The 25,689-nt window shown below is 63.7% G+C and carries 18 protein-coding genes and 2 pseudogenes; 5 read left to right on the top strand and 15 right to left on the bottom strand.

Going from position 1 to position 25,689, the window contains the following annotated elements; translation table 11 throughout:
• Nucleotides 1-10: 10 nt before the first annotated feature.
• Nucleotides 11-2,502 (top strand): annotated as a pseudogene (locus ACFVTE_RS16655) (FAD-dependent oxidoreductase).
• Between the two features lie 309 nt (nucleotides 2,503-2,811).
• On the opposite strand, the gene ACFVTE_RS16650 reads toward ACFVTE_RS16655, so the two are convergent.
• The gene (locus ACFVTE_RS16650; RefSeq protein ID WP_387102179.1) at nucleotides 2,812-5,682 is read right to left on the bottom strand and encodes a family 78 glycoside hydrolase catalytic domain; all 2,871 of its coding nucleotides are present in this window, start codon (nucleotides 5,680-5,682) and stop codon (nucleotides 2,812-2,814) included.
• A 65-nt stretch (nucleotides 5,683-5,747) separates the two neighbouring features.
• Nucleotides 5,748-7,034 (bottom strand): MFS transporter, encoded by a 1,287-nt coding sequence (locus tag ACFVTE_RS16645; RefSeq protein ID WP_387102177.1) that lies wholly within the window; start codon nucleotides 7,032-7,034, stop codon nucleotides 5,748-5,750.
• 329 nt (nucleotides 7,035-7,363) lie between these two features.
• Here ACFVTE_RS16645 and ACFVTE_RS16640 point away from each other — a divergent pair, with 329 nt between their 5' ends.
• Nucleotides 7,364-8,401: a LacI family DNA-binding transcriptional regulator gene (locus ACFVTE_RS16640; protein ID WP_387102175.1), complete on the top strand. Its 1,038-nt coding sequence runs from the start codon at nucleotides 7,364-7,366 to the stop codon at nucleotides 8,399-8,401.
• A 24-nt stretch (nucleotides 8,402-8,425) separates the two neighbouring features.
• Here ACFVTE_RS16640 and ACFVTE_RS16635 read toward each other — a convergent pair.
• The 7 genes and pseudogenes from ACFVTE_RS16635 to ACFVTE_RS16605 form a co-directional block, all read right to left on the bottom strand.
• A pseudogene (locus tag ACFVTE_RS16635) lies at nucleotides 8,426-8,627 on the bottom strand (CoA-transferase); the annotation flags it as partial.
• 563 nt (nucleotides 8,628-9,190) lie between these two features.
• Complete coding sequence (gene tcuA / locus ACFVTE_RS16630; RefSeq protein WP_387102173.1) at nucleotides 9,191-10,699, bottom strand: FAD-dependent tricarballylate dehydrogenase TcuA; 1,509 nt, start codon at nucleotides 10,697-10,699, stop codon at nucleotides 9,191-9,193.
• An 88-nt stretch (nucleotides 10,700-10,787) separates the two neighbouring features.
• On the bottom strand, nucleotides 10,788-11,960 hold the full coding sequence (locus ACFVTE_RS16625; protein WP_387102171.1) for a zinc-binding dehydrogenase: 1,173 nt from the start codon (nucleotides 11,958-11,960) through the stop codon (nucleotides 10,788-10,790).
• A 28-nt stretch (nucleotides 11,961-11,988) separates the two neighbouring features.
• Complete coding sequence (locus tag ACFVTE_RS16620) at nucleotides 11,989-13,482, bottom strand: aldehyde dehydrogenase (protein ID WP_387102169.1); 1,494 nt, start codon at nucleotides 13,480-13,482, stop codon at nucleotides 11,989-11,991.
• Nucleotides 13,479-14,909 carry an MFS transporter gene (locus tag ACFVTE_RS16615; protein WP_387102167.1) on the bottom strand — a complete coding sequence of 477 codons (1,431 nt, stop codon included), beginning with the start codon at nucleotides 14,907-14,909 and terminating at the stop codon, nucleotides 13,479-13,481. The genes ACFVTE_RS16620 and ACFVTE_RS16615 overlap by 4 nt, the downstream gene beginning before the upstream one ends.
• Nucleotides 14,910-14,961: 52 nt before the next feature.
• Nucleotides 14,962-15,828, bottom strand: a complete 867-nt coding sequence (locus ACFVTE_RS16610) for an alpha/beta fold hydrolase (protein ID WP_387102165.1) — start codon at nucleotides 15,826-15,828, stop codon at nucleotides 14,962-14,964.
• Nucleotides 15,828-16,706: a MaoC family dehydratase gene (locus ACFVTE_RS16605; protein ID WP_387102163.1), complete on the bottom strand. Its 879-nt coding sequence runs from the start codon at nucleotides 16,704-16,706 to the stop codon at nucleotides 15,828-15,830. The genes ACFVTE_RS16610 and ACFVTE_RS16605 overlap by 1 nt, the downstream gene beginning before the upstream one ends.
• Before the next feature lie 248 nt (nucleotides 16,707-16,954).
• Between ACFVTE_RS16605 and ACFVTE_RS16600 the strand changes: the two genes are divergently transcribed.
• The 3 genes from ACFVTE_RS16600 to ACFVTE_RS16590 are packed head-to-tail and all read left to right on the top strand — an operon-like array spanning nucleotide 16,955 to nucleotide 20,125.
• Nucleotides 16,955-17,620: a TetR family transcriptional regulator gene (locus tag ACFVTE_RS16600; protein ID WP_387102162.1), complete on the top strand. Its 666-nt coding sequence runs from the start codon at nucleotides 16,955-16,957 to the stop codon at nucleotides 17,618-17,620.
• Between the two features lie 39 nt (nucleotides 17,621-17,659).
• Nucleotides 17,660-19,339, top strand: coding sequence for an AMP-binding protein (locus tag ACFVTE_RS16595; RefSeq protein WP_387102160.1), 1,680 nt, complete (start codon nucleotides 17,660-17,662; stop codon nucleotides 19,337-19,339).
• A complete protein-coding gene (locus ACFVTE_RS16590) occupies nucleotides 19,340-20,125 on the top strand; it encodes a citryl-CoA lyase (RefSeq protein WP_387102159.1) in 786 nt (261 codons plus the stop codon).
• Nucleotides 20,126-20,411: 286 nt separating this feature from the next.
• Here ACFVTE_RS16590 and ACFVTE_RS16585 read toward each other — a convergent pair whose 3' ends face one another.
• From ACFVTE_RS16585 to ACFVTE_RS16560, 6 genes are all read right to left on the bottom strand, one after another.
• Entirely contained in the window at nucleotides 20,412-20,825 is a 414-nt protein-coding gene (locus tag ACFVTE_RS16585; protein WP_387102157.1) for a hypothetical protein, read from the bottom strand.
• Between the two features lie 37 nt (nucleotides 20,826-20,862).
• Complete coding sequence (locus tag ACFVTE_RS16580; RefSeq protein ID WP_387102155.1) at nucleotides 20,863-21,093, bottom strand: hypothetical protein; 231 nt, start codon at nucleotides 21,091-21,093, stop codon at nucleotides 20,863-20,865.
• Nucleotides 21,094-21,357: 264 nt separating this feature from the next.
• On the bottom strand, nucleotides 21,358-22,659 hold the full coding sequence (locus ACFVTE_RS16575) for an MFS transporter (RefSeq protein ID WP_387102153.1): 1,302 nt from the start codon (nucleotides 22,657-22,659) through the stop codon (nucleotides 21,358-21,360).
• Nucleotides 22,660-22,785: 126 nt separating this feature from the next.
• On the bottom strand, nucleotides 22,786-23,415 hold the full coding sequence (locus ACFVTE_RS16570; RefSeq protein WP_387102152.1) for a lactate utilization protein C: 630 nt from the start codon (nucleotides 23,413-23,415) through the stop codon (nucleotides 22,786-22,788).
• Nucleotides 23,412-24,884 (bottom strand): LutB/LldF family L-lactate oxidation iron-sulfur protein, encoded by a 1,473-nt coding sequence (locus ACFVTE_RS16565; protein ID WP_387102150.1) that lies wholly within the window; start codon nucleotides 24,882-24,884, stop codon nucleotides 23,412-23,414. Before ACFVTE_RS16565 ends, ACFVTE_RS16570 begins: the two co-directional genes overlap by 4 nt.
• Nucleotides 24,884-25,687: a (Fe-S)-binding protein gene (locus tag ACFVTE_RS16560; RefSeq protein ID WP_387102148.1), complete on the bottom strand. Its 804-nt coding sequence runs from the start codon at nucleotides 25,685-25,687 to the stop codon at nucleotides 24,884-24,886. The genes ACFVTE_RS16565 and ACFVTE_RS16560 overlap by 1 nt, the downstream gene beginning before the upstream one ends.
• Nucleotides 25,688-25,689 lie beyond the last annotated feature (2 nt).

Here is a 25,689-nt window from a genome sequence, read left to right as displayed (position 1 = left end):
AGAAACTTTCATGGCATCCACGCCACGTATTGTCATCATCGGAGCCGGGATCGTCGGGACAAACCTCGCCGACGAACTGGTCGCCCGGGGCTGGAACAACATCACAGTCCTGGACCAGGGACCACTGAACATGCCCGGCGGCTCCACCTCACACGACCGGGCCTGGTCTTCCAGACCAACCCCTCCAAGTCCATGGCGCTCTTCGCCAAGTACACGGTGGAGAAGCTGCTGTCCCTGACCGAGGACGGCGTGAGCTGCTTCAACCAGGTGGGCGGCCTGGAAGTCGCCACTACCGAAACCCGCCTCGCCGACCTGAAGCGCAAGCTTGGCTACGCCGCTTCCTGGGGTATCGACGGCAGGATCCTCAGCCGCGAAGAATGCAAGGAGCTCTACCCGCTCCTGAACGAAGAGGACATCCTGGGCGGCCTCCACGTCCCCAGCGACGGCCTGGCACTGGCCGCCCGCGCTGTGCAGCTGCTGATCAAGCGCACCGAAGCCGCGGGCGTGAAGTACATCGGTAACACCGAAGTCACCGGGATCGAACAGTCCGGCCGCCGCGTCACCGGCGTCGAGACGGCCGACGGCGTGATCCCGGCCGATATCGTGGTCTCCTGCGCCGGGTTCTGGGGCGCCAGGATCGGCGAAATGATCGGCATGTCCGTCCCCCTGCTCCCGCTGGCCCACCAGTACGTGAAGACCACCCCGGTCCCGGCGCAGCAGGGCAAGAACGAACTGCCCAACGGTGCCCGGCTGCCGATCCTCCGCCACCAGGACCAGGACCTCTACTACCGCGAACACGGCGACCGTTACGGCATCGGCTCCTACGCCCACCGCCCCATGCCGGTGGACCTTGATGAGCTGGGCACCTTTGAGCCCGGCAGCATCAGCGAACACAACATGCCCTCCCGGCTGGACTTCACCCTGGAGGACTTCCTCCCGGCCTGGGAAGCCACCAAGCAGCTGCTTCCGGCGCTGGCGGACAGCGAGATCGAGGACGGCTTCAACGGCATCTTCTCCTTCACCCCCGACGGCGGGTCCCTGGTGGGCGAATCCAAGGAACTGGACGGCTTCTTCGTCGCCGAAGCCGTATGGGTCACCCACTCCGCCGGCATTGCGCGTGCAGTCGCCGAGCTGCTGACCACGGGTAAATCACAGATCGACCTGGGCGACTGCGACATTCACCGCTTCGAAGACGTCCAGCTCACCCCGGAATACGTCAGCGAAACCTCGCAGCAGAACTTCGTGGAAATCTACGACGTCCTCCACCCCCTCCAGCCCAAGCTCTCCCCGCGGAACCTGCGCGTCAGCCCGTTCCACGCCCGCCAGAAGGAACTCGGCGGGTTCTTCCTGGAGTCCGGCGGGTGGGAACGGCCCTACTGGTTCGAAGCCAACGCCGCCCTCCTGAAGGAAATGCCCGCCGAATGGCTGCCGCCGGCACGCGACGCCTGGTCCGGAATGTTCAGCTCCCCGATCGCGGCGGCCGAAGCGTGGAAGACCCGCACCGCCGTGGCCATGTACGACATGACCCCGCTCAAGCGCCTCGAGGTCTCCGGCCCGGGAGCACTCAAGCTCCTGCAGGAACTCACCACGGCGGACCTGGACAAGAAGCCCGGCGCGGTCACCTACACCCTGCTGCTCGACCACGCCGGCGGCATCCGAAGCGACATCACCGTCGCCCGCCTGAGCGAGGACACGTTCCAGCTCGGCGCCAACGGCAACATCGACACCGCCTACTTCGAACGCGCCGCCCGGCACCAGACCCAAAGCGGGTCCGCCTCCGACTGGGTCCAGGTCCGCGACACCACCGGCGGCACCTGCTGCATCGGCCTCTGGGGCCCCCTCGCCCGCGACCTGGTCGGCACCATCAGCAACGATGACTTCACCAACGACGGCCTGAAATACTTCCGGGCCAAGAACGTCGTCATCGGCGGGATCCCCGTCACCGCCATGCGGCTTTCCTACGTCGGCGAACTCGGCTGGGAACTGTACACCAGCGCCGACCACGGCCAGCGGCTCTGGGATGCCCTGTGGAAAGCCGGACAGCCCTTCGGAGTCATCGCCGCCGGCCGTGCCGCATTCAGCTCGCTCCGCCTTGAAAAGGGCTACCGCTCCTGGGGCACGGACATGACCACCGAGCACGACCCCTTCGAAGCAGGCCTCGGCTTCGCCGTGAAAATGGCCAAGGACAGCTTCATCGGCAAGGGCGCGCTCGAAGGCCGCACCGAGGAAGGCTCCGCCCGGCGGCTGCGCTGCCTGACCATCGACGACGGCCGCTCCATCGTCCTGGGTAAAGAGCCCGTCTTCTACAAGGAGCAGGCCGTCGGCTACGTCACCAGCGCCGCCTACGGCTACACCGTGGCCAAGCCCATCGCCTACGCATACCTTCCGGCCACCGTTTCGGTGGGCGACTCCGTCGAAATCGAATACTTCGGACGGCGTATCGCGGCCACCGTTTCGGAAGAGCCGCTATACGACCCGAAGATGACCAGGCTCCGCGGCTGATCGGGTGCTATCGGTAGGGGGGCCGGGTCCCGCCCAGCAGATCGGGCCCCGGTCATCCCTCCGTCGCTTGGATGCTTGGCATCGGGGCTTTAGGCCTATACCTGCGCACAGCACTGGTGAGACCCGGATAATTCTTTGCCCCGACCGTGCTGCCCGACGTTATTCAGGGAGCAGGAAGTCTTAGTCATGCCGGCGTGGCCAAGAAGAGGGCCAGGTGGGTGCTGCGGCACCCACCTGTTTCTACTCGTCCCACACACGCCACCGACAACAGTCCGGCAGCTGGCATTCCCCGTCAGATTGACGTGTAATTCAAATGCGGCTTTCAAAACCGTCGGCTTTGCTATCCACAAATCCGTCAGTGCTGCTGTCGGCGGTGTCATGCGTTGTTGGAAGCTTGGCAAGGGCAAGTTCGATGTCGTGCAGGATTGCTAATGGGGCTTTGTTCAGGGGGTCCCGCAGTTCACGCCCCGGGGTCCAGCGTGTGAACCGGCGGAAGTCGCGAGATCGTTTTTCGTCGTGGATGGAGATCGTCGTGTGCACAGCCTCATAGGCTTCGGGGTCATCAATGATTTCCGCCAAGCCGCTGGAAAGACTTAGTTTGGCCCTTCCGGGTTTTTGGCAGCTGTACGTCTCGGACCAGATGTGTGAGCCACTGCCCACCTCATGGACCGCCCCTGAGGGCAGAACGATTTTTGCCGTCGTGTTTGGCGGCACCGTAACCTCGACAATCAGTTGCTGACCGTTCAGCCGCCAGCCTGCATCTGCCTTCCCGTAGGGCGTTTCGTGCCAGCTGCGGGCGTGGTCAAGACCGGGCAGCACGGTGGGTTTGATGTTCAGCATGCGGTAGCCGGGCGTTGCCGGTGCGAGGCCGCCGACGGAGTGGTGCAGCCATTCGGCGACGGCACCGAGGGCGTAGTGGTTGAAGCTTGTCATCTGGCCCGGGTTGATGCTGCCGTCTTCGAGCATCGAGTCCCAGCGCTCCCACACAGTTGTTGCGCCCATGGTGACTGGATATAGCCAGGAGGGGCATTCCGTTTGCGTGAGGATCCGGGATGCGGCGTAGAGGTGTCCGGTTTCTGTCAGGGCGTGGCACACGAGCGGTGTGCCAACGAATCCTGTGCTGATGCGGTATCCCGCGGCGCGCACGAGGAACGCCAGACGCTCTCCCATTGCCTGCTTTTGTTTCTCGTCGCAGGCTAGACCGAAGCAAATGGCCAGGGCGTAGGCCGTCTGCGCGTCCGACATCATGCGGCCGGCGGGCGTGACGTAGGTCGCGCGGAAAGCTTCTGCGATATTGTCGGCCAGCGCGGAGTACTTCCGGTGGCCGTCACTGTCGCCGAGCTGTGCGGCTGTGTGTGCGGTCAGCTCTGCTGAGCGGTAGAAGTAGGCGGTGGCGACGATGTCTGCGTTGACCTTGGCGTCGCCTGGCCGGTCGGGGTGAGCGTCGGGATCCAGCCAGTCCCCGAATTGAAGGCCGTCCTGCCAGAGGAGGTCTTCTCCGGACTGCTGGCACAGCACGTCCACCCAGGAGCGCATGCTGTCGTATTGCTGGCGGAGGATGTCCAGGTCGCCGAAGTGCTGGTGTAGCACCGTGGGTACGACGGTTGCAGCATCACCCCACGCGGCCACCGGATCGGAGAGTCCGGGAACCTGCGGGATAACGGCTGGCACCACCATGGGGACGATGCCTTCGTTGGCGGTTTGTTCCAGGGCCAGGTCCTGCAGCCATGATCCGAGGAAGGCGTTGCAGTCGTAGAGGAAGGCTGCTGTGGGGGTGAACACCTGGATGTCTCCGGTCCAGCCGAGCCTTTCGTCGCGCTGCGGGCAGTCGGTGGGGACGGACAGGAAGTTCCCCCGCATGCCCCACACGACGTTTCCGTGGAACTTGTTCAGCAGCTCGTGCGAGCTTTCAAAGCCCCCTGTGCGGGGCATGTCAGTGTGGACGACGACGGCGGTGACGTCGGCTGGGTCAAGGGCCCCGGGCCATCCGTCAATCTGGGCGTAGCGGAAGCCGTGGAAGGTGAAGCGCGGTTCCCAGGTCTCGGTGCCCGTCCCCTTCAGCACGTAGCGGTCGGTGGCGGCGGCGTTGCGCAGGGGCCGCACACCAAGTTCGCCGTGTTCGAGTACTTCGGCGTGGCGCAGGGTAATGACCCTGCCTTCCTCGCCGCGAACGTTGATCCGCAACCAGCCGACGAGGTTTTGGCCGAAGTCCAGGACGGTGGCCCCGCTGGGGGTTGTGAGCACGTCGTGAACCGGGAGCTCTTCGATGCGGCGCACCGGCGGGGTTCTGCGTGCAGTTGGTGTCACGTCCACGTCTTTACGGACGTGAACGTGCTGCCACTCACTGTCGTCGAGTTCGGGGGTGGACCAGCCCGGCACTTCCAGCCTGGCGTCGTACGTCTCACCCTGATACAGGCTGCTGGCGGTGATGGGGGCCGGCGCCCATAGTGAACTTGTGCCGGTAAGAATGGTTTGGCTTCGCCCATCCGCGTAGTCGATGACGAGTTGTCCTGCAGCCGCCGGGGATCCTTCATAAAACCGTTTTGCGGCATCCCGGAATCCGAACCGTTCGGTGTACCAGCCTCCAGCCACGAGGATGCCCAGGGTATTCCGGCCTGCACGGATGTGGCCGGTGACGTCCGTTGCCTCCAGCGGCAACCGCCACTGGTAGCTCGTCCACCCGGGCTTCAGCACATGGTCATCCACGTCGGCACCGTTCAGTTCGGCGTCGAAAACACCAAGGGCGGACGTATAAAGGGTGGCGCGGGTGACGTCGCCGTCAACATGGAAGCTCGTGCGGATCATCGACGGCGCCTCTGCGCCTGACCCCACAAAATCGGCCCGCCACTCGCCCTCGGCAAGGAATCCGGCGGTGATGGTTGAAGTGGGGCTCCAATCCGATGCACTACCGTCCGTGCCGTGTACACGCACCCGCAGCGCGACGGATTCCCTAGGTGACAACGGCGCGAACGGCCAGTCGACAAGTACCGATTCCCGGCCGCCGAGGACACTGGTCTGGATTCCGGTTGCCCTCGTGACCTCGATTTCCGCGCTTTCCTGGATCCATCCCGGCAGTTCGGTCCGGATCTTCCAACTGAGGCGCGGCCGGTCCACGGCAACGAAGGTGTCGTCCGTGAGGTTCTCGAAGCGTGGGCGGGCTGCCTGTACCTGGCGAAGCATAGTGGTTCTTATCCTTGTCGGCTGGGGTCTGGGGTGAATGTCTCGGTTGCCTCAGGCGTTCCGGTTTACTTCACAAGCGCGGGAGTGGGTTCCTGAAACGGGGCGCCCTGGGCCCGGCGCACGCGGCGAAGAATGATGGCTCCGATTCCTCCGGAGGTCAGGGCGAAAACAGTCAGCAGCCAGTACAGGCCAGAGGGGCTCCAGGCGATCAGTGCCGGGGTGACGAGGGCGAAGGCGGATGCGATGAAACGTGCGGCGGCGATCGTTGTTCCCTGGACGGTGGCCCGTGCGTTGACCGGAAAGGATTCCTGGGTCCAGATCTTGTAGAGGGCTTCGCCGACAAAGGGGAAGGCGATGTTGTAGAGCACCAGCGCTGTGAACATGATGGGCAGGACGGTTCCGCCGGTGATGGCGATGAGTACCTGGCAGGAGGTGAAGACGGCGACGCCGGCGAAGAAGAACCGGCTGCGCCACTTCGTGTCTGCGATCCGGGTGAAGATGATGGTTCCCACCAGGCCGACGAGCGTAGTGACGAAGGAGATCCCTGTTGCCGTGCCTTGGTCCGTGCCTCCGACGACCACCAGGAAGTAGGTCTTGAAGGAGCCGAAGGTGTTGGCCACTAGGCTGAAGAACACGTAGAAGAGCGCGGTAAGCACGATCGTTACGACGAACGAACGGTTGGTGAAGAGGGTCCGGAGCGGCAGTGCGACTGCGGCGTTGATGCCGTGTTCTTCGTGGCGGCGCTCGGATTCCGCTTCGAGTTCACGGAAGGCCGGGTAGAAGGCCCGGAAGGCGAAGGTGGCGATCGCGAGGACCGTGAGCAGGAGGAAGATCATGGTGATTCCCAAGGTTCCCAGCCCTGCAACGACAAAGCCAAGAGCGGTGGCTACAACGACACCCACGGTCCACATCACGTGGGTGAACGCCACTAGCCGGCCTTGCGCGCCGGCGGGGGCGCGCTCGGACAACACGGCGATGGAGGTGGGCAGGTCCGCTCCTGCAGCGAGGCCGACAACGATCACGCCGGCAACCAGAACCACGGCATTCGGCGCCAAAGCGACCGCCGCCGTCCCCAAAGCGTAAATAAGGATCGTGATCGAAAAGACTTTGGTGCGGCCGAACAGGTCGGCCACCCGACCGCCGAACAACGCCCCAATGGCAATAAACAGTGTGAGCGCGGAACTCAGCACTCCCACCATCCATACATCAAGGTTGTAGTGGCTCTTCCAAAGGGCAAGGCCCAGACCCACCGAAATGATCGCGGCCGAGTCCAGGAATGATGCCATTCCTGCAGCCACGCCCAGCTTCCAGTGCCGGGAGTCAAGTGCAGTGGGGGTTCCAGTGTTAGTCACGGAAATCTCCTCATTGAGTCATAAGAGTGATGTGAAGCCGAAGGGGGGCAGACGCCCAGCTTGTACAGCCAGGGGCTCACCGGTACGGCGTCGAATTGTCGCCGGTTCCTGACGATTCCTTGGTCGAGTGTGGCGACCACCACAACAATAGACAAAATTGGAACGATTTACAAGGAGAATTTAGCCGTCGGGAGGCGGAGGCATCCGTGAGCTTGTAAACCGATACAATTGGAAGGGGCGGGGGAGTTGGCCTGAAGCCGGAGTCGGAGAGGAACCACTCCTGCGTTCGTGATGAAAAGTGTCAGACCTGCATCAGGGAAGATGAACGAGTGAGCAAAGTGACGGTGAATGATGTCGCCCTGATGGCCGGCGTCTCCAAGTCGAGTGTTTCGAACTACTTCAACAGCCCCGGCCGGCTTTCCGGACCAACGCGGGACAGGATCCGCGAAACTGTGGAGCGGTTGCAGTTCGTTCCTAACGATGCGGCACGCCAACTGAGGTCAGGCACAAATCCTGTCATCGGCTACATCGCCTTCGAACTCTCCAGCGCCTTCACTCCGGAAATCGCCCGGTCAATCGAGCAAAAAGTCAGAGCGCGCGGGATGCACGTCTTAATGGCCAATGATGACGGTTCCTCCGAACGGGAGCGCAGCTACATCGAACTTTTCGAGATGCAGCGCGTTAGCGGCCTCATCGTCGCGCCCATAGGAGACATCGAAGAACAACTCCTGCGACTCAAGATGCGGGGCACCCCGAGCGTGCTCAGTGCGAGGAAAGCAAAAAGCCCCCATCTTGCCTGGGCAGCAGCGGACGGTGTGGCCGGGGGATACATTGCAGCCAAGCACCTCCTAAGCCTCGGCCGGCGACGACTCGGCTTCGTCAGTTCTTCCCTTGAGCTCCAGCAGCTGACCGACCGGATGCAGGGAGCCTTGAAAGCCGTGGAGGAAATGCCAGGAGCAGTGTTTGAAGTCATAAACGTTTCCGAAAGAAGCGTCGCTGCCGGGGCGTATGTCGCCGGCAGCATCGCGTCCCGCCCAAAAGAAACACGTCCGGACGCTCTCTTCTGCGCTAACGACCTTCTGGCCATTGGCGTTGTCCAGCACCTCACAAGCAGCCCCAACATCAACGTGCCCGAAGATATCGCGGTCATGGGGTACGACGACATCGAATTCGCCGGATCGATGGCAGTTCCGCTATCCACTATCCGCGTTTCTGGAGAAGCGCTCGGAGCGGCAGTGGCCGAGCTGCTATTCGAAGAGATGGACCTCGTTGCCAATACAAAGCACGGGGAGTTGCCTCAAACCGCCAGCCGGCACATACTTTTCCAGCCGGAGCTCATCATCAGACAATCCACCACCAGGGGGTAGGACATGGCATGTCGCCCCGTCATGGCCCTCCTTGATCAGCAAAACCAGACCCTGATCACCTCGGCCGGGTTTGTTGTTCACACGGTCAGGTCCGTGGCGCCGGAATCCAGCAGCGCGTCGATCAGTTGGAACGGCTGCCCGGCGTTGCCGAACCGCCAATCATCACCGTCGAGCCGTCCTTCACGGCCGCGACGGCCTCCCCGACCGTGTCAGTAAAATTCAGCATCGCCCAACCCTTCACTCCGGGAGTTACGTTTTCGGTTTCGCGGGCGGTGCCGAGCCAGAGGACGTAATCGGTGACACGGGGTCTGGATGTTCGGGGGAAGCGTGCTTTCGCATGATGCTATGGTGTCCGACGGCCCCGATCACCACCCGGGCCTTGAAGCGCCAAAGGTCACTGCGTCCGCCTACGCGTGGCCGGCGTGCTGTCTGACGGCTGCGACGCGGTGCTGTCGCGCAGCGTAATCCCTGGTTCAGCCATCGCGATCTCGCGCAGGGGCGGTGTGCAGCGACGCCTCCTTGTGCGCTGCGTAGTCGACTTATTGTGCGCTGCGTGGTCGACTTTTAGAGACGCCCGCCCTTGCGGCGACATCGGAAACATCCTGTGACTCGACGGGCTACGAGAACACAAGCACGAGGCCGCATCTCCCCTTGTCGTCTGTTGGGGGTGTACTTCAGCAACGTTGACTTTTCAGCATGACAACGGTCATCGGTACGGTCCCGGCTTGGGGGACTGCGAAGGACCGTACCGATGGGCACTCCCTGTGGCGGCTGCCTGAGTGTGTGGTGTCAGGCCAAATTGCCGGCGCGGCGGCCGAAGACCACTCCAGCGGCCAGGCCCGAACCGCCGGGGTAGTTGGCGGAGAACAGGCCGCCGAGCATTTCACCGCACACGTACAGGCCCTGGATGTGCTCCCCCTTGCTGTTCAGGACACGACCGTGCGTGTCAGATTTCAGTCCGCCGAATGTGAAGGTGATGCCACAGGTGACGCCGTAGGCGTAGTAGGGACCGGTGGTGAGGGGGTTTGCCCAGTTGCTCTTTACCGGTGTGGTGTCGGCTTTTCTGCCGTCTTTAACGTTGGGGTCGAATTCGATCGTCGTGTCGATGGAGTTGTTGTAGTCGGCCACGGTTTTCGCCAGGCGTTCGGGGTTGATCCCGATTTTGTCGGCCAGCTCTTCGATGGTGTCGGCGGTTTCGACGGAAATGCCCGGCATCTCGTATTCCTCGGTGCGCAGCATGGGCCGGAGCGTGGCATCGAAGATCTGGTAGCCAACGGAGTCAGGCTGCTGCAGGATCACCTTGCCGTATTTGGCATAGGTGTAGTTGCGGAAGTCTTCGCCTTCGTCGAGGAAGCGTTCACCCTTGTTATTGACGATGATGCCCAAGGGGTAGCTTTGGCGCGTCAGCCGGTTGGTCAGTTCCCGGTTGGACTCGTTGTGCTCGGTGAACGCGTCCCACTGTACGGAGTGGCAGGTGCCCCAGTCGCCTCCCTTGGCGCCTCCTGCTTCAAGACCAGCAGCGATCATCTCACCGGTGTTGAACGGGGTACCCCTGACCTTGGCGTTCTCCCATCCTTCGCCAAGGTGTTCCCGGCGCCACTGGGGATTGGCTTCGAACCCGCCGGCGGCGAGGATCACGGATTCGGCGCGCAGTTCCTGGATACTTCCGTCCTCCTGCCGGACTTTAACTCCCTTGACTGCACCGTTCTCGGTGAGAAGACCGACGACGTTCTGGCCGTAGCGCACCTCGGTGCCGAGTTCAGCCGCGACCCGGACATGGTCGGCCATCAGTCCTTCGCCGCCGCCGACGTTACCGACGTGCAGGCCTCCCCAGAAGAGGTAAGTGTCGTCGGGGCGACGGTATGCCTGGCGTTCGTACATCAGGCGGTATTTCAGGCCGAGGGAGTGCAGCCAGCGCAGGCCGGGGGCTGCTTCGGAGACCAGGACCTTGGTCAGTTCGGGGTCGTTGCGTCCCTCGGTGACCTTTTCCAGGTCTGCTGTGTACTCCTCGGCGGTGTATGGGGGGACGTGGGTGGCTTCGTGGCGGTCATCGTCTTCAATGAAGTCTTGCAGGTCTGCCAGTCCGTTGTGCGCGATGCGGGTTGCGCCGGCGGTGAAGAAGCTGTTGCCGCCGTATTGTTCCTGCGGGGCTTTTTCGAGCAGCACTACCTTGCGTCCGCGAACTGCGGCGGCATGGGCGGCCGTGAACGCGGCGTTGCCGCCGCCTACGACGATCACATCCGGAGTGTTTGTGTTGTCACTGGAGCTTGAGGTGTCGACGGGGAGTTGCGGGGACATGAAGGGTACTCCTTAGGGTGGGGCTGGGGTGTTGTCAAAGGGGCTCCGGTTGCCGCTGTCGGACCGGTGCCCACTTGGATAGGGGAGGTCAGGAACCAAGAATCAGGGCGCGGCCGGTGACGCGTCCTGCGGCCACGTCCTCGTAGGCCTTGGCGGCCTGGGTGAACTGGTAGCGGGCGGATACGAGCTGGGATGGGTTGAGCGCGCCGGCGGCGACGTCCTCCAGCAGTCTGGGCATGTCGCGCGAGGGAACGGCGGCGTAGGAGCCGATGAGGGAAATCTTCCGCCGGACAAAGACCGTCAGGTCGTCAATGGCAGCGGGACCGTTGGTTCCGCCGAGGCCTGTGACGACAACCCTGCCTCCAACGGCCACGTGCGCCATTGCCTGGCGGAGCGTCTCGGGTACGCCGATGGTGTCAAAGACGACGTCGGGACGGCGGCCGTCGAATGCGGCCTCGGTCTGTTCGGTGAAGTCAGCGGCATTGGGCGCGATGGCTGCGGATGCTCCGAAGGCAATGAGGGCTTCTCTGGCTTCTGGCTTCATGTCGGTCCCGACGACATGGCGAGCACCGGCATGCCGGGACAGCGCAGCGGTGCAGAGCCCGACGCCCCCGCCGCCGAGGACGAGAACTGATTCGCCAGGCTGCAGCTTGGCTGCCTCGTGGACGGCGCCGTATGCGGTGAGTCCTGCGCAGCCAAGTACTGCCGCGTCGCTAAGGGGGACGGAGGTCGGCCATGCCGCTGGGAGGGGGAAGACAGCGGTGGCGGGGAGGGTGATTTCGCGTGCGAGGCCGCCAACTCCTGAGGTTCGGAGCGGCTGGCCATCCAGTGTGCGCATTCGCGGGCTGCCATTGAATCGTGTACCGGCATTTTGCATGTGGCTTCGGAACGGTCCGCATTCGTCTTCGTCGCCGCGGCGGCAGGCGGCGCAGCTTCCGCAGGGAACGAGGAAGGAGCAGACAACGCGGTCGCCGACGGCAATCGCCTTCACATCGCCGCCCACGGCAGTCACTACCCCGGAGATTTCGTGTCCGAAGACGTTTGGAGCCGGAACCAGGCCGTGTCCGCGAAGCTTGTGAACGTCGCTGTGGCAGGCCCCGCAGGCGGCGATTCGGAGTCTTACTTCGGACGGAAGCAGCGGTTCGAGGGTGACCTGTTCAATGGAAAGTCCCACTTCGACACCCCGGAACACGGCTGCGGTGGTGACATCCCGTGAGCCGGTCTGCGGGCCGGAGGCCGGCGTATCAGTGGCGGTTGTCATGGTGTTTCCTTCAATGGTTAGGCTGCGCTCAGTGGGCAAAGGGGTCTTCCGGCGGCGTGGAGGAGTAGTCGACGACGACGCTCTTGACCTCGAGGTATTCGCGGAGCACAGCCTGGCCGTTTTCGCGTCCCAGGCCGCTTTGCTTGTAGCCGCCGTAGGGCAGCGTCCAGTGCGTAGGGCGGAAGGTGTTCACGGAGACGAGTCCGGCTTGGAGTTCCGCGGACAGCCGGTGGGCCCGTCCGACGTCCCGTGTCCAGAGCCCGGCGACCAGACCGTAGGTCGTGTCGTTGGCCAGTTGAAGCGCTTCCTCCTCGGTGCGGAATGGAAGCACGGTGAGTACGGGCCCGAACACTTCTTCACGGGCCAGCCGGGACTCATTATCGAGTCCTGTGAAGACGGTCGGTTGAACGAAGAATCCGCGGTCGAAGGCCGCGACGGGTCCGCCGCCGGCTACTACCGTGCCGCCGTCTTCCTTTCCGATGCGGATGTAGTCCAGTGTTTTTTCGAGTTGTTCGGCGGAGCTGTGGGGGCCGATGTGTGTTCCGGCCTCCAGGGGCATGCCGACGCGGATCCGAGAGGCCCGGCTGACGATTTCGGCCAGAAAGTCCTCGTAAATGGTTTCCTGAACCAGGAGCCGTGATCCGAGGGAACAGGATTGCCCGGTTGAACGGAATGCGCTGTGGGTTGCCACGATGGCTGCGCGTTCGAGGTCTGCGTCGTCGAAGATGATGTGCGGGCTCTTGCCTCCGCACTCAAACGAAACCCGCTTCAAGCCGCTGGCGGCCGCCCTCATGATGGCCTGGGCGGTGGGGTAGGACCCGGTAAAGGTCACTTTGTCGACCCCGGGGTGACCGGAGAGGGCCGATCCGACGACGGAGCCGCGGCCGGAGACGATGTTGACGACTCCGTCCGGTATGCCGGCCTCACGGACGAGTTGCGCGAAGGCGAACGCCGAGACGGATGTGGTCTCGGCCGGTTTGAGAACCACAGTGTTTCCGGCGGCAAGAGCGGGGCCAAGCTTCCAGCTGTAAAGGCTGATCGGAGAGTTCCATGGCGTTATCGCTGCGACCACCCCGACGGGTTCGTAGCGGGTGAAAGCGTGCGCGTCGGTCTTGAACGGCACTACGGAGCCTTCAATCTTGTCGGCTGCTCCGGCGTAATACCGCAACCATTTCGCCGCACGGCGCACCTCATTGGTCGTCTCCGACCAGACTTTGCCGTTGTCGCGGGTTTCGAGCTCGCCCAGGCGTGCGGCGTGTTCGTCCAGCAGGTCTCCCAACCGGCGGATGCGGTCCCCGCGGTCGGTAGCAGTCATGCGTTTCCATGGCCCGTTCAGGGCATCGCGTGCGGCGGCAACTGCCAGGTCGACGTCCGCTGCAGTGCCGTCGGGGACCTGCGCCCAGACTTCCTCGGTTGCCGGGTCGATGGACTGCATGACCCCGCCGGCGGACTCCAGCCACTGGCCGCCGATGTACTGGCGGTCTGTGATCAACCCGGGGGACACTGCCTGGGCTGTAATCATCGGAGCTCCTCCACGACGGTACCGGTGGCCGGGAGCGTCCCGGCAGTGGTTCCGTTGGCCTGCCCGGCCGGCTGACGCAGATTGGTCCCGCGGGTCTCCGGGCCCAGAAGCGCCCCGGTAAGCAGGAGCACACCGCCGAGGACGTACAGCACGATCGTGCCGTAGGGCGAGGGGATGATGGTGGCCAGGCCGGACTCGTAGATGGCGTAGAACGCGGGCAGGATCACTGCCACGCTGTAGGCCACTCCGTAGCCGGTGGAGCGGATGCTGGCGGGAAATCTTTCGGAGAGGTACGAGCCGGTGCAGCCGAAGGCACAGATCGACGTCGCGACAAGAATGATTGCCAGTACGGTGTAGCCGACGTCGGTAGTGACAACGTTGCTGACGAGCAGCCCGTAGGTCAACGGGGCGATCGTTGCTCCGGTGAGCCCGTTGATGGCAAGGAACCGGCGCCGGCCGATTTTCTGGCTAAGCGCACCGGCGAGGGGATACAGCACGATCAGGGCGATTTGGTAGAAAACGATGATCATTGTCGCCCGCCCAGGTGTCATGCCTTCCAGGCCGCGGAACGTGCCGGGAAAGGATGCGCTGGTCGCGTTCGACAGGATCCAGACACCGGTCATCAGGATGAACACCTGGCGCAGGTTACGCGCGTTCTGACCGGAAAACAGTTGGCGCAGAGGTCCTGCTCCCGTCGATTTGGCGCTGGTGGCTTTTCTTGCTGCGGCCACAGCGGTGAAGGCCGGCGACTCGTCGACGGACTTCATGTAGTAGAAGGTGAAGGCGAAGGTAGCGACCGCTCCGATCGCGACCGGGATCCGCCAGCCCCATTCGATGTAGGCCGGATTCGATCCGTCCGGGAGTACCGTCGCGGAAATTTGGGCGGCCGTGATGGCCGAAACGACACAAAAAGCGATCGGGAAGCCCATGCTGATCAGGCCGCCGTAGAGGCCGCGTTTGTGCCTGGGGGCAGACTCCATGGCCAGCGGGACAGCCCCGGTGTACTGCCCGCCCAGGAAGATTCCGGTGAGGAACCGCATCAGGACAAGCAGGACGATCGCGGCGAATCCGACGGATTGGAAACCTGGCAATGCGATCACCAGTGCAGTCCCGACAGCCGAGCCGAACATTGCCCACACGGTGGCCTTTTTACGTCCGAGGCGGTCTGCGATGTTGCCGAACAGGACGGAGCCCAGGGGCCGGCCGAGCAGGGTCGCGGCGAACACCAGGCCGTTGACGAGAGCCATCGAACCGGCATCCAGATGCTTTGGAATGAAGTAGGCGATTGCCGGGGCCAGGGCGATGACCGGCAGGTAGATGTCGTAGCAGTCGATGGCGAAGCCAATCGAGGCCCCGCGAACGGCCCGGCGGGCCCGGGAGCGTTCGGCCGGTGGCAGATCCTCGCGAATGTTGTCTGTGGTGTTCATCGTTGAACCTCCGGGTTACTTGCCTTGAAAAGGGGTTGTTGGGGAGACGGGGTCAGCATGCGCTGTCAGATATGCGGGAAACATCTGCGCTGTCGGTGGAGGTTCCATCGACGGTCAGATCAAGAAGCCACTCGGACAGTCGTTGTGCAATGTCAGGAAGCTCTTCCATGGGGTAGTGACCAATCCCCGGCAGGATCGAGTACCGCGCGCCTGGGATCCCGGCAGCGGTTCGCTCAACACTTTCGGGATCGAGCCAGAAGTCATCTCCGCCAACCACCAGCCGGGTAGGGCAGACAATGGCCGAAAGTTTGGACCCGACGTCGTGCCTGGCCCAACCGATGAGGTCGGAGAGGGCGACCTGCGGGTCTTCGCGCCGGTGCCTTGCCGCAATCCGTTGCCGAAGTTCCTCGGGCACAGCCGAGCCGCAAGCAGCCAGTGTGCCGTAATAGGTGCGGTCCGTACGAGACGGGGAAACCGTGTCTTCCAGGTTGCGACGGAGCGAGCGTTCATTTTGTCCGTCGTTTTGTGCATCGGCGGCCATGGCGATCACCCCGGAGAGCCGGGCGGAATACTTGACTGCAATGTCCAGCGCGATTTTTCCCCCGATCGAGCAGCCCACAACGTAAGGCTGGTCCAGTTCGAGGATCTCGATAAGACGAATGATCCAGTCACCGTAGTATCCGAGGTCGGTCACCGGGCCGCTGACCGGTTCCTCCGAATGCCCGTGGCCGGGCAGGTCGGGGACAACCACCTGGTAGCCCTCAGCGACGAGGCCCTCAATGGCATCACGCCACTGCAGGCCGGATTGTCCAGCCGTGTGGATACACACAATCGGCCGGCCCTGTCCGAACGTGGCGACGAATCCGGGACGTTCGTCAATGTCCAGGTATTCTGCGGAACTAGGCGTCTGCCGGGTCATCACTGAACTCCTTTGAACGTCACTGCACGGCCGGCGTCAATGATGAGATGCAGGGCCTTGGTCAACTGGAGATAGGTGTAGGCGTCGCCGCTGACGTCGAACTCGCCCCGGTTGGCGCGCACGATGAAGTCGTTGCGTTCACCAGTGAGGAGTTCACACCACGAGCGCGCCTCTCCACGGAGCGTAAAAGTTGGACCGCGCGGGGTGCGCTTGGCGATGTCGATGACCTGGCCCTTGTAAACCCTTAGCTGGACATCTGCGGCTTCGCTGGCCAAGCCTATGGTGCCGTCAAAGAGTTGCATCGCGTCGTGAAAAGCAGAGGAATCTTCAAGTTCCGCGACGACCGCCGCCGCCCACGGAAGCCCCAGTGGCAGGGCCCACGACGGGTCCTCCGTTGTCAGGGCATTGGCCGCTTTCACCAACACGGCCGCGGTTCCTTCCTGAACGACGAGCCCGTCGCTGTCGAGCATTCTGATGGAACGGTGAACGATGCCTCGGGACGGGTCGGAGGTTCTGCGCCAGCCGGTCACCAGCGTCTCGTAGTGAAGTTGGGCTCCGACCCGCAGCGGGTGCCGGTAGTACCAGTGCGTGTCGAGCCCGGCGATGAGCGTCTCAGCCAGGATGCCCGAAGCAAAAACAGAACCGAAATATCGGGCTGTCCCGAACGGACCATGCCCCATGAGTTCGGCGGCAGTGCCGCTCCCTGGCGTGTGGACCGGGTGCCGGTCTTCGGAAACGTCGGCGAAGCGGACCAAATCATCGTCGGTTAGGACAAACGGCTCACTGAAGAACCGCTGACCCGGAAAGAAATCCTCAAGGTATAGCGATGTGCTGAGGCCGGCGGGGGCGGGCGTCGTCAGCGGAGTCTGGAAGGTCACGAAAAAAGGTCCTTCTGCATCAAAGGGAAAGAAATAAGCCACGATCGGTTGGCGCCGCATCATCCTAGAAGTGCAGTCCATCACATGAACGATCGTTCATGCTCAAAAACGTTATCCGCATGAGGCGGCACTGTCAACGGCCTGGAACTATTTGCGTGATCGTGGAATAGGTCGAGTCCTCACCCGATTTCCTTGACCGCTAAGAAGTCTATTGACACGTCTCCTAGGCCATGTCAGAGTTGTCCACCATGAACGATCGTTCACTTCAGCGTATGTCGCCTGCCCGAGAGTCACTGTTCGAAGCCGCCATCGGCTCCTTCGCGGAATTTGGTTTCGGGGGTGCCTCGATGCGCACAATTGCCCAGCGCGCCGGCATGGCGCTTTCCAATCTGTACAACTACGCCCCATCCAAACAGGACCTCCTGGTACAGATCCTTAAAACGGCGAACTACAACCACCTCGCCCATACGGAGTGGGCGATATCCGGCGCGGGAAACCATCCCGCGGACCAGCTCAGGGCAGGTGTCCGCGCCTACGTGGAGTATGTCGTTGCCCACCCCGCCGAAGCGCTGGTAGCCCAAACAGAGTTGCGCTACCTGGATGCAGAACACCGCCGGCGACTCGTCGTTGCACGGGACCGCATCGATGAAATGCTCCAGGGGATCATCACGACCGGAACGGCGTCGGGCACGTTCATCACGCCTTTCCCCCGAGAAGCCACGCGGGCCATCTTGACCATGTGCGGGGGAGTAGCGCAGTGGTACCGCCCGGATGGCAGCCTGACGGGCGACGAAGTCGCAAACCGATACGCCCAACTGGCCCTTGCCATGGTTCAGGACGCTGCTTCCTTACCAACGCTCGAAACCGCCGCATCCTCACCACGCCGACCTGGCACCACAGCCAACAAAAGTTGAATCACGGCCCGCCGGCCGTCCCACAGAGTAGAAGAAACGATGATGTCACTGAATACTCAAGCACCCGCCACGCTTCACGAGCGTCTCTCATCCCTCGCCGCTACCCGCCCCGACGCCCCCGCCGTCGTCGACCTCAGCGCTGTCGGGGGCGGGCACTGCACCACCTATGGAGAACTGGCCGAACGCGCTAGCCGGTCTGCTGCCTTCCTGGCATCGCTGGGTGTACGGCGAGGTGACAGCGTGGCCACCTTGTTGCCAAACTGCCAGGAATGGATAGATCTGTTCTTCGCCGCGGCGCAGCTTGGCGCGCTGCTCGTTCCCCTTAATACCCGATACCGTTCGCAGGAAATCGGACATCTGCTTCGACTCAGCGGGGCCCGCGTACTCGTCACCGCTACAGACTTCGAAGGCGTGAACTTCACCGACAGGCTAGCGGAAGTAGCGGCCTTTGAAGGCGACGATGCCGTCCCGCTGAAAGACATTGTTATTGTCAGCGGCGACATCGAGGCAACCCCGGCACGGTGGCAACGACACCCTGGCCGGGATCTTTCGGCCAACGCCGCACCCATTCCCCCCGCAGCCGGCGAACCCGCAGACCCGCTCATCGTCTTCGGCACCTCCGGGACAACGTCGGCGCCCAAACTTGCCATCCACACACACCAGACCGTCCTTACGCACATGGACGCAGTGGCCGACAGGATGCGCTTCAGCCCGGACTCCAGCCAGCTCGTTGTCCTGTCACTGTCGGGAACCTTCGGTTTCGTACCCTTCATGGCGGGGCTCCTGGCCGGTCAGCCGGCCACGATGCTGCCGATCTTCAAGCGCGAACGTGTTCTCACCGCTCTGGAATCCCACCCTTCGGACTTCCTGGTCGCGGCGGAAGGATCCGTGCGGGAGCTCCTCGAGGCTGCCGGGCCAGCCGATCTGGGCGCCCTGAACCGCATCGTCACCGCAGGACTTGCTATCGAGGACATCATCGATGCCGCCACCGGACGCGGTATTACCGCTATGAACGTTTACGGATCCAGCGAGGTCTTTGCTTTCGCGGCGATCAGCGAATACGGCGCGGACACTGCCGTCCGCGCGAACCCCGGCGGACGCGTCACCGGCCCGGACACCCTGGTTCGGGTGACAGACCCGGAAAGCGGGGCTGTGCTGCCGATAGGCTCCGTGGGCGAACTGCAGTTTTCCGGCCCAAGCGTGTTTTCCCGATATCTGCACAACGATGCCGCAACCGTTGCAAGTCGAACCCCGGACGGCTGGTTCCGCACGGGGGACAGCGCCCGATTGATAGATGATTGCACTTTCACCTACCTTGCCCGTGCTAACGACACACTCCGACTCGGAGGCTACTCCGTTTCCCCGTCTGACGTTGAAACGACGCTCGAAGAGCTGGACGGCATCCGGCAGGCCCAGGTTGTGGGCGTACGGGACACCCGTTCCGGCGATGATCTCGGAGTCGCCTTCGTGATTGCTGAAGCCGGATCCGATATAACCCCTGAACGCGTACTGGAATACTGCACCGAGCGCATGGCGAGCTTCAAGGTGCCTAAGCGCGTCGTCATGGTGAACTCCTACCCATCGACACCTAGCGCCAACGGCGACAAGATCCGCCGCGACCAGCTGCGGGACCAGGCAACAGCACTCCTTGCAGAACACCCTTCCACCCAGCCGCTGCGGAACGCCCCGGAACGGCTCCTACAAAATGAGGTTCACTAAATGCCGGCCCACACACGCGGAGGGTCCCCTGTCCGATCGGACATCGCCCGCGCAACACCCTCCACAGTCCACGTGCACGGACTGGACCTCGTTGACATGCTCGGTACCGTCTCCCTGGGCGACTTCGCCTACCTGGAGCTGTTCCGGCGGCTTCCCGACAAATCTGAGTCCGTTCTATTCAACGCCATAGTGGTCGCACTCGTGGAGCACGGCCTAACCCCCAGCGCCCTCACCGCCCGACTCACAGCCCTCGGCGCGCCAGAATCCTTACAGGGCGCCGTCGCGGCCGGACTCCTTGGCCTCGGCAACACCTTCGTCGGAACCATCGAGGGTGCCGCACGAATCTGCCAGACATACATCCCCGCAGATGCCGGCCGCCTCGACGACCGCGGCATCCAGGCCCTAGCCGAAAGGATCGCGGACGACTTCGCTTCAGACGGCCAACCGATCCCCGGTCTTGGACACCCCGTCCACAAGCCAGTCGACCCACGAGCTCAGAAGCTCTTTGCCATCACACGTGAACAGGGATTCGACGACACTCCCATCCGGCTCATGGAAGAACTTTCGCGGATCTCATCAGAGCGCCGCGGCTGGCTACTACCGGTAAACGTAACAGGAGCCATCGGCGCCATCTCAACCGTACTCGGACTGCCCTGGGACGTTGCCCGCGGCCTGGGTGTCATGGCCCGCGCCATCGGGCTCGTCGGACATCTCCTGGAGGAGCGCCAACAGCCACTGGCCGCATCTGTATGGACCCGCGCGGAACGGGAGAGCTCCGAGCAGTAGCGACGCAACTACGTAGTCGCAGGGCAATCAATGCTGGATGTGAACGCTGAACAAAGTCCGACGAGCCGCCCTCAGCCGCAACGCACTCTCCACGCGGGAAATTTTTCGACTTTCAACACCGACAATGGCGATTTCGTCAGGTAGCTGCCAAGTATCTCAGGTGTACATCGGTGGACGCCATTGATCGCGCTGGGCAGCGAGGAGCGAGGCTTTGAACCACCGCCTGCCCGCCAATCTCATCTGGAGCACTCCGACCGCTTAGGGGACGATGAGCAATTCTGTCGCTTTATTGGCGGAGTCCCGGGATTGCGAAGTCGACTTTTCCGTAGCCTGCGGACTCCATGGGTCCTGCGGCGATGAGCCGGTTACGGTATTTGGACACGACGTTGGGTTTGGCCTTAAGGACGGCCCCGATCTGCCCTGAGGCCGAGGGGCGATCCTGGGTGGCCATGGCGTCGAGGAACTGACGGTCTCTGTCGGAGATGTCCGAGAGGGCCGATTCGACGACGACCAGGGTGTTGCGGCGTTGAGCTGTGGCGATGGCGTTGGACGCTGGCCTTTCCAGCGTCCATCCTGCTTTGTCGGCTTCGAGCCAGAGGTAGTAGCCGACCAGTTGGATCAGGAACGGGTGTCCCTCGGTTGCCTCTGCCGCTTCGCTGATGAGGTCGTGGGAGATGGTGATGCCTCCGTGGCTGAACAAGTTGGCTGTACGAGGTGGTGACTTCGGCGATGGCTGCTTAGTGAAGATTGATCCTGTCGGCCCGCCGGAGGAAGGTTGCGACGCCTTCGTTGAGGAGATCGGACACGGCTGAGGGCAGGCCGGCGAAGATCAGGCCGATGGGCAGCCCATCGCGGATGAAGTGCTGGACATCGGCTGCCAGTTGCGAGATCTCCGTCCGGTCGACGGCGTGAATCTCGTCAACGGTATGGCCAAGTCCGGTGCCCTTCGACTCCAGAACGCGCAGCAACTCATTACCGGTCCGGCGCCTTGTCAGGGATCCCTGACGTCAGGCTGGGGTGTACGTCAGTCCTACAAGAAGTTGTTGAGGCTGCTGAGTTTGACGTTCTGGGGCCCGAGGGAATTAACTTGAGGTCGAAGCGAGGGGAGCGGTTTTGAGCGGCGGCGCTGGGACGCTTGAGCGAGATGCGGCTGTTCTCGCGTTCTGGGCGCGGACGCCAAGGCCCCGACCCGAAGGTTGCGGCCTCGGGTCGGGACCTCGTTGTTTGCGGGATTAGACGGTAGCGCGGTTTCCCGATGAGTGAGCGGGCTCGCCGTACCGTTCCTGCTCAATCTGTTCCAGACTCTTGCCCCGGGTGTCGGGGGCCCAGATGACACCGATGAGCAGGGCGGCCACCAGGGCGCCGATCATGATCAGGCCGACGAACGGCACACCCCGCTCGGCGAGCAGCGTGGGGAACCAGTAGCTCAGGAGTCCGACGACGATGCGGGCCACGAAGAACAGTACGCCCTGGGCGCTGGCCCGGTAACGGGTGGCAAACATTTCTGCTGCCCAAAGGGCGTAAAACGCCTGGGCGCCGATGCCGGCTGAGATGCCCCAGAGCGCGGCGAAGAGGATCAATACGGGTGTGGTGACGTGGACAAAGACGAGCAGAACCCAGGCGGCGATGCCCAGGATGGCTCCGATTCCGTAGAGCACGCGGCGGTCCATCCGGTCGCCGTACTTCATGAAGCCGAAGTAGGTGGCCAGGACGGTGAGGGTCCACAGCAGCACCTGCAGCAGGTTCTGTTCGGTGGAGGACTCGACGCCGGACGTCTCGTAGACGCGGGGCATGAAGATGCCCATCTGGCCGGCCACGAGGTTCCAGAGGGCGTAGACGCCTACGAGGAAGAAGATGGCCTTGAGGTTGGTGGCGTTGGTCAGCAGCTCGCGGTAGTTGCGCCGTTTGATGCCCGCGGCTTCCTCCAGCCGGCGCTCCTCATTGGCCTTTTTCCAGGTCTGCGACTCGGAGAGGCGGCGGCGGATCCACCAGGTGATGAAGGCGATGACGAAGAGGTGGGCGAAGACCAGGCGGCTGCCCAGCAGACCCAGCGGAACCACGAGGGTTGCCAGGAGGAAGACTAGCGCCGGCGCGAGTGACCACGCGAACTGGGCGGTGCCCACGTGCCGGGCCCGCTGTTCGGACGGCGCTTCCTCGGCGATGTAGGTCCAGGCGACGGGCACGCCGGCTCCGACCGCGATGCCCGTGAGGATCACGCCCACCACGAGCATCCAGGGCGCGACGGCGAAGATCACCAGGGCTGTGCCGGCCATGTAAAGGATGAGGTCGTACGTGTAAATGAACTTGCGCCCGTACCGGTCGCCCAGCGGACCGCCGATCATCGCGCCGATGGCGGCGCCGAAGGCGTTGGCGCTGAGGGCGGCGATCAGGCCGACCACGAGGTTGCTGAAGCCGAAGTGTTCCTGCCACAGGGTCAGGCTCGTGGCCAGGGCGATGATCGAACCGGCCTCGATGTAGTTGGACATGGAAACGGCAACTGTGGCTTTCCAGCCGCCGATGGAGGAGTTGGTCATGTGCGGTTCTTTCTCTGCGGCGCCATTGGTGCGGAGCAGTTTGCCTTATGTTGATACGTTTCAAAGCGGAGGGCGCACGGGGTCATGCGCTGTCGAAGCGGAGGCGGCGTGTTCCGCCTGCGGTGGTCAGGTGGTGATGATGACGTCGAGTTGGCGGGGGCCGTGGACGCCTTCGACGCGTTCGAGTTCGATGTCGGAGGTGGCGCTGGGTCCGCTGATCATGGTGAGGGGCCGGGTGCTCTCGAGGCGGCGGAGGGCTTCGGGCAGGATTTGGGTGATGTCGTTGCTGTGGACGACGCAGATGTGGTGGTCCGGGATCAGGGAGATGGCGCGGCGGCCCTGGTTGGGGCTGCCGTCCAGGATGATGGTCCCGGATTCGGCGACGGTCACGGCGGAGCCGGTGATGACGGCGTCTGTTGCGTCGAGCTCGGTGACGGTTAGTGCCCCGTGGCTGGCGCCGTCGTGCTTGATGCGGGTGGTGTCGGTTTCCCAGGCGACCCAGGCGGGGTCCAGGCCGGCGGGGATGACGTAGGTGGCGGCGCCGGCGAGGAGGGCCTGGACGGTGGCCGGGACGTCGGCGGCGTCGACGACGGTGACGCCGGCTTTGTAGTCCTCGAGCCGGTCGACGAGGATGTCGATGCGTCTCTGGCCGTCAAGGTCCCCGTCCAACCGGTAGGTGCGCGGGATGTCCGGGACGGCGGGGGCGTCGTTGAGGGCGGTCCGGACGGCGGCGAGGATGTGCTCGCGGGTACTCATTGTTCTTTGTGCTCCTTGGCCCACCAGTCGCGGAAGGACTGGGACGGCGGCGCGGGGACGTCCCGGCTTTGGGTCCAGCCGGCGGCGATGCCGGGCAGCTTTGTGATTTTCTTGTCCTTGCCTGCGGCCGCGCGGCCCAGCGGCAGCAGCTTTTCGACGGCACCGAGGCGGCGGCCGTCGGACAGCGCCCAGGACGCGGCTTTGAGGCCGACGTCCATCTGGGTCGGGAGGCCGCCGCGGTGGGCGTCGACGTCCTTGCCGCGCAGGTGGACCAGGATGTCGGGGATATTGATCTTCACCGGGCAGGCGTCGTAGCAGGCCCCGCACAGGGACGAAGCGTAGGGCAGGGACCCGTTTTCCTCGGCCTCGACGCTGGTCATCAGCGGCGAGAGGATCGCGCCGATGGGCCCGGGGTAGGTGGAGCCGTAGGCGTGCCCGCCGGTGCGTTCGTACACGGGGCAGACGTTGATGCAGGCGCTGCAGCGGATGCAGTGCAGGGCTGCCCGGCCCATCTCGTCGGCCAGGGCGTTGGTGCGCCCGTTGTCCAGCAGGACCACGTGGAAGTTGGACGGCCCGTCACCCTCCGTGACGCCGGTCCACAGCGAGGTGTAAGGGTTCATCCGTTCCCCCGTGGAGGAGCGCGGCAGCAGCTGCAGGAACACCTCGAGGTCGGAGAACGTGGGCAGCAGCTTCTCGATGCCCATCACGGTGATGAGGGTTTCGGGCAGCGTCAGGCACATCCGGCCGTTGCCCTCGGATTCCACCACGCCCAGGGTCCCGGAGTCGGCGATGCCGAAGTTCGCCCCGGAGATCGCAACCTTGGCGGTGAGGAATTTGGCGCGCAGGTGCGCTCGGGCGGCCATCGCCAGGCGGCGCGGTTCGTCCGTCAGGTCCGGGTCGACGTCGGGCATTTCCTGCAGGAATATGTCCCGGACCTCGCTGCGGTTCTTGTGGATGGCCGGGACCAGGATGTGGCTGGGCTTGTCATGGCCGAGCTGGACGATGAGTTCGGCCAGGTCGGTTTCGTAGGCGGCGATGCCGTGCCCCTCCAGGTACTCGTTCATGCCGATTTCCTGGGTGGCCATCGACTTGACCTTGACCACCTCTTCCACGCCCTCGGCCTTAACCAGGTCGTGGATGATCCGGTTGGCCTCGTCCGCGTCGCGGGCCCAATGCACGATCCCGCCGCGGGCGGTGACGTTGGCCTCAAAGGCTTCCAGGAGTTCGGGCAGTCGGGCCATCACCGAGGTTTTCAGGGCACTGCCGGCCTCGCGCAGGTCCTCCCAGTCCGGCAGCTCCCCGGTGACGGCCAGGCGCTTGGACCGGATGGTGGACGTGGCGTGCTTCAGGTTCTTCCGGAGCTGGCCGTTGCCAAGCTCCCGGCGCGCGGCGGACGGGAACTTCTCCTCCGCGAACAGGTTTCCGGAGCCGGGCCGCAGGCCCGGCATGCCAAGTGCGGTGCGGGACATTACTTGACCACCACTTTCACGGGTTGACCTTCCGTGCCCGGGACGACTGCCGGGCTGGCTTCGGTGCTGGCGAGGATTTCCGCCAAGTGCAGGGTGGCCACGCTTGAGTCCTGCCGGGACAGGCCCCCGCCGATGTGCATCAGGCAGGAATAGTCACCCCCGGCACAGACCGAAGCGCCCGTGGCACCGATGTTCGCGGTCTTGTCGGCCAGCATCGCCGAGGACACATCGGCGTTCTTCACCGAGAACGTTCCACCGAAACCGCAGCACTGGTCCGCCTCCGGCAGGTCCACCAGCTCCAGGCCCTTCACCCCGCGCAGCAGGACCGCCTGCCGGTCGCCGAGCTTCAGCAGCCGCATCCCGTGGCAGGACGGGTGGTACGTCACAGTGTGCGGGAAGTAGGAGCCCAGCTGTTCGGCCGGATTGGTGACGCCCAGGACGTCCACCAGCAGCTCGGACAGCTCGTAGGTTTTCTTCCCGACGGCGGTTGCCCGCTCCTCGAGCCCGGCGTCGTCTGCGCGTCGGGCCACCATCGGGTGCTGGTGCTTCACCGACGCCACACACGACCCCGACGGTGCCACGGCAACCTCGTAGTCCTCCGACTCGAACGCGCGGACGTGATTGGCCACCACGGGCACGGCCTCCTTGAAGTAGCCGCTGTTGACATGCATCTGCCCGCAGCAGGCCTGGCCCTTTGGGAAGACCACCTCGTGGCCCAACCGTTCCAGGACCTCCACGGTGGCCTGCGCCGCTCGCGGATACATGCCATCCACAATGCAGGTGGCAAACAATGCGATTCTCATAA

This window comes from Arthrobacter sp. NPDC058097 (genome assembly GCF_042884885.1).
Lineage (GTDB): Bacteria > Actinomycetota > Actinomycetes > Actinomycetales > Micrococcaceae > Arthrobacter.
The sequence above is the reverse complement of the archived record's forward strand: the minus strand, read 5'-3'. Positions and strand labels throughout refer to the sequence as shown.

Bases quoted from the DNA above. Each gene is read 5' to 3' on its own strand.
- ACFVTE_RS16590 (WP_387102159.1), top strand. From the start codon at position 19,340: ATGCCGGCCCACACACGCGGAGGGTCCCCTGTCCGATCGGACATCGCC.
- ACFVTE_RS16560 (WP_387102148.1), bottom strand. From the start codon at position 25,687: ATGAGAATCGCATTGTTTGCCACCTGCATTGTGGATGGCATGTATCCG.
- ACFVTE_RS16565 (WP_387102150.1), bottom strand. From the start codon at position 24,884: ATGTCCCGCACCGCACTTGGCATGCCGGGCCTGCGGCCCGGCTCCGGA.
- ACFVTE_RS16615 (WP_387102167.1), bottom strand. From the start codon at position 14,909: ATGAACACCACAGACAACATTCGCGAGGATCTGCCACCGGCCGAACGC.
- tcuA (WP_387102173.1), bottom strand. From the start codon at position 10,699: ATGTCCCCGCAACTCCCCGTCGACACCTCAAGCTCCAGTGACAACACA.
- ACFVTE_RS16650 (WP_387102179.1), bottom strand. From the start codon at position 5,682: ATGCTTCGCCAGGTACAGGCAGCCCGCCCACGCTTCGAGAACCTCACG.
- ACFVTE_RS16625 (WP_387102171.1), bottom strand. From the start codon at position 11,960: ATGACAACCGCCACTGATACGCCGGCCTCCGGCCCGCAGACCGGCTCA.
- ACFVTE_RS16575 (WP_387102153.1), bottom strand. From the start codon at position 22,659: ATGACCAACTCCTCCATCGGCGGCTGGAAAGCCACAGTTGCCGTTTCC.
- ACFVTE_RS16620 (WP_387102169.1), bottom strand. From the start codon at position 13,482: ATGATTACAGCCCAGGCAGTGTCCCCCGGGTTGATCACAGACCGCCAG.
- ACFVTE_RS16570 (WP_387102152.1), bottom strand. From the start codon at position 23,415: ATGAGTACCCGCGAGCACATCCTCGCCGCCGTCCGGACCGCCCTCAAC.
- ACFVTE_RS16610 (WP_387102165.1), bottom strand. From the start codon at position 15,828: ATGACCCGGCAGACGCCTAGTTCCGCAGAATACCTGGACATTGACGAA.
- ACFVTE_RS16595 (WP_387102160.1), top strand. From the start codon at position 17,660: ATGATGTCACTGAATACTCAAGCACCCGCCACGCTTCACGAGCGTCTC.
- ACFVTE_RS16600 (WP_387102162.1), top strand. From the start codon at position 16,955: ATGAACGATCGTTCACTTCAGCGTATGTCGCCTGCCCGAGAGTCACTG.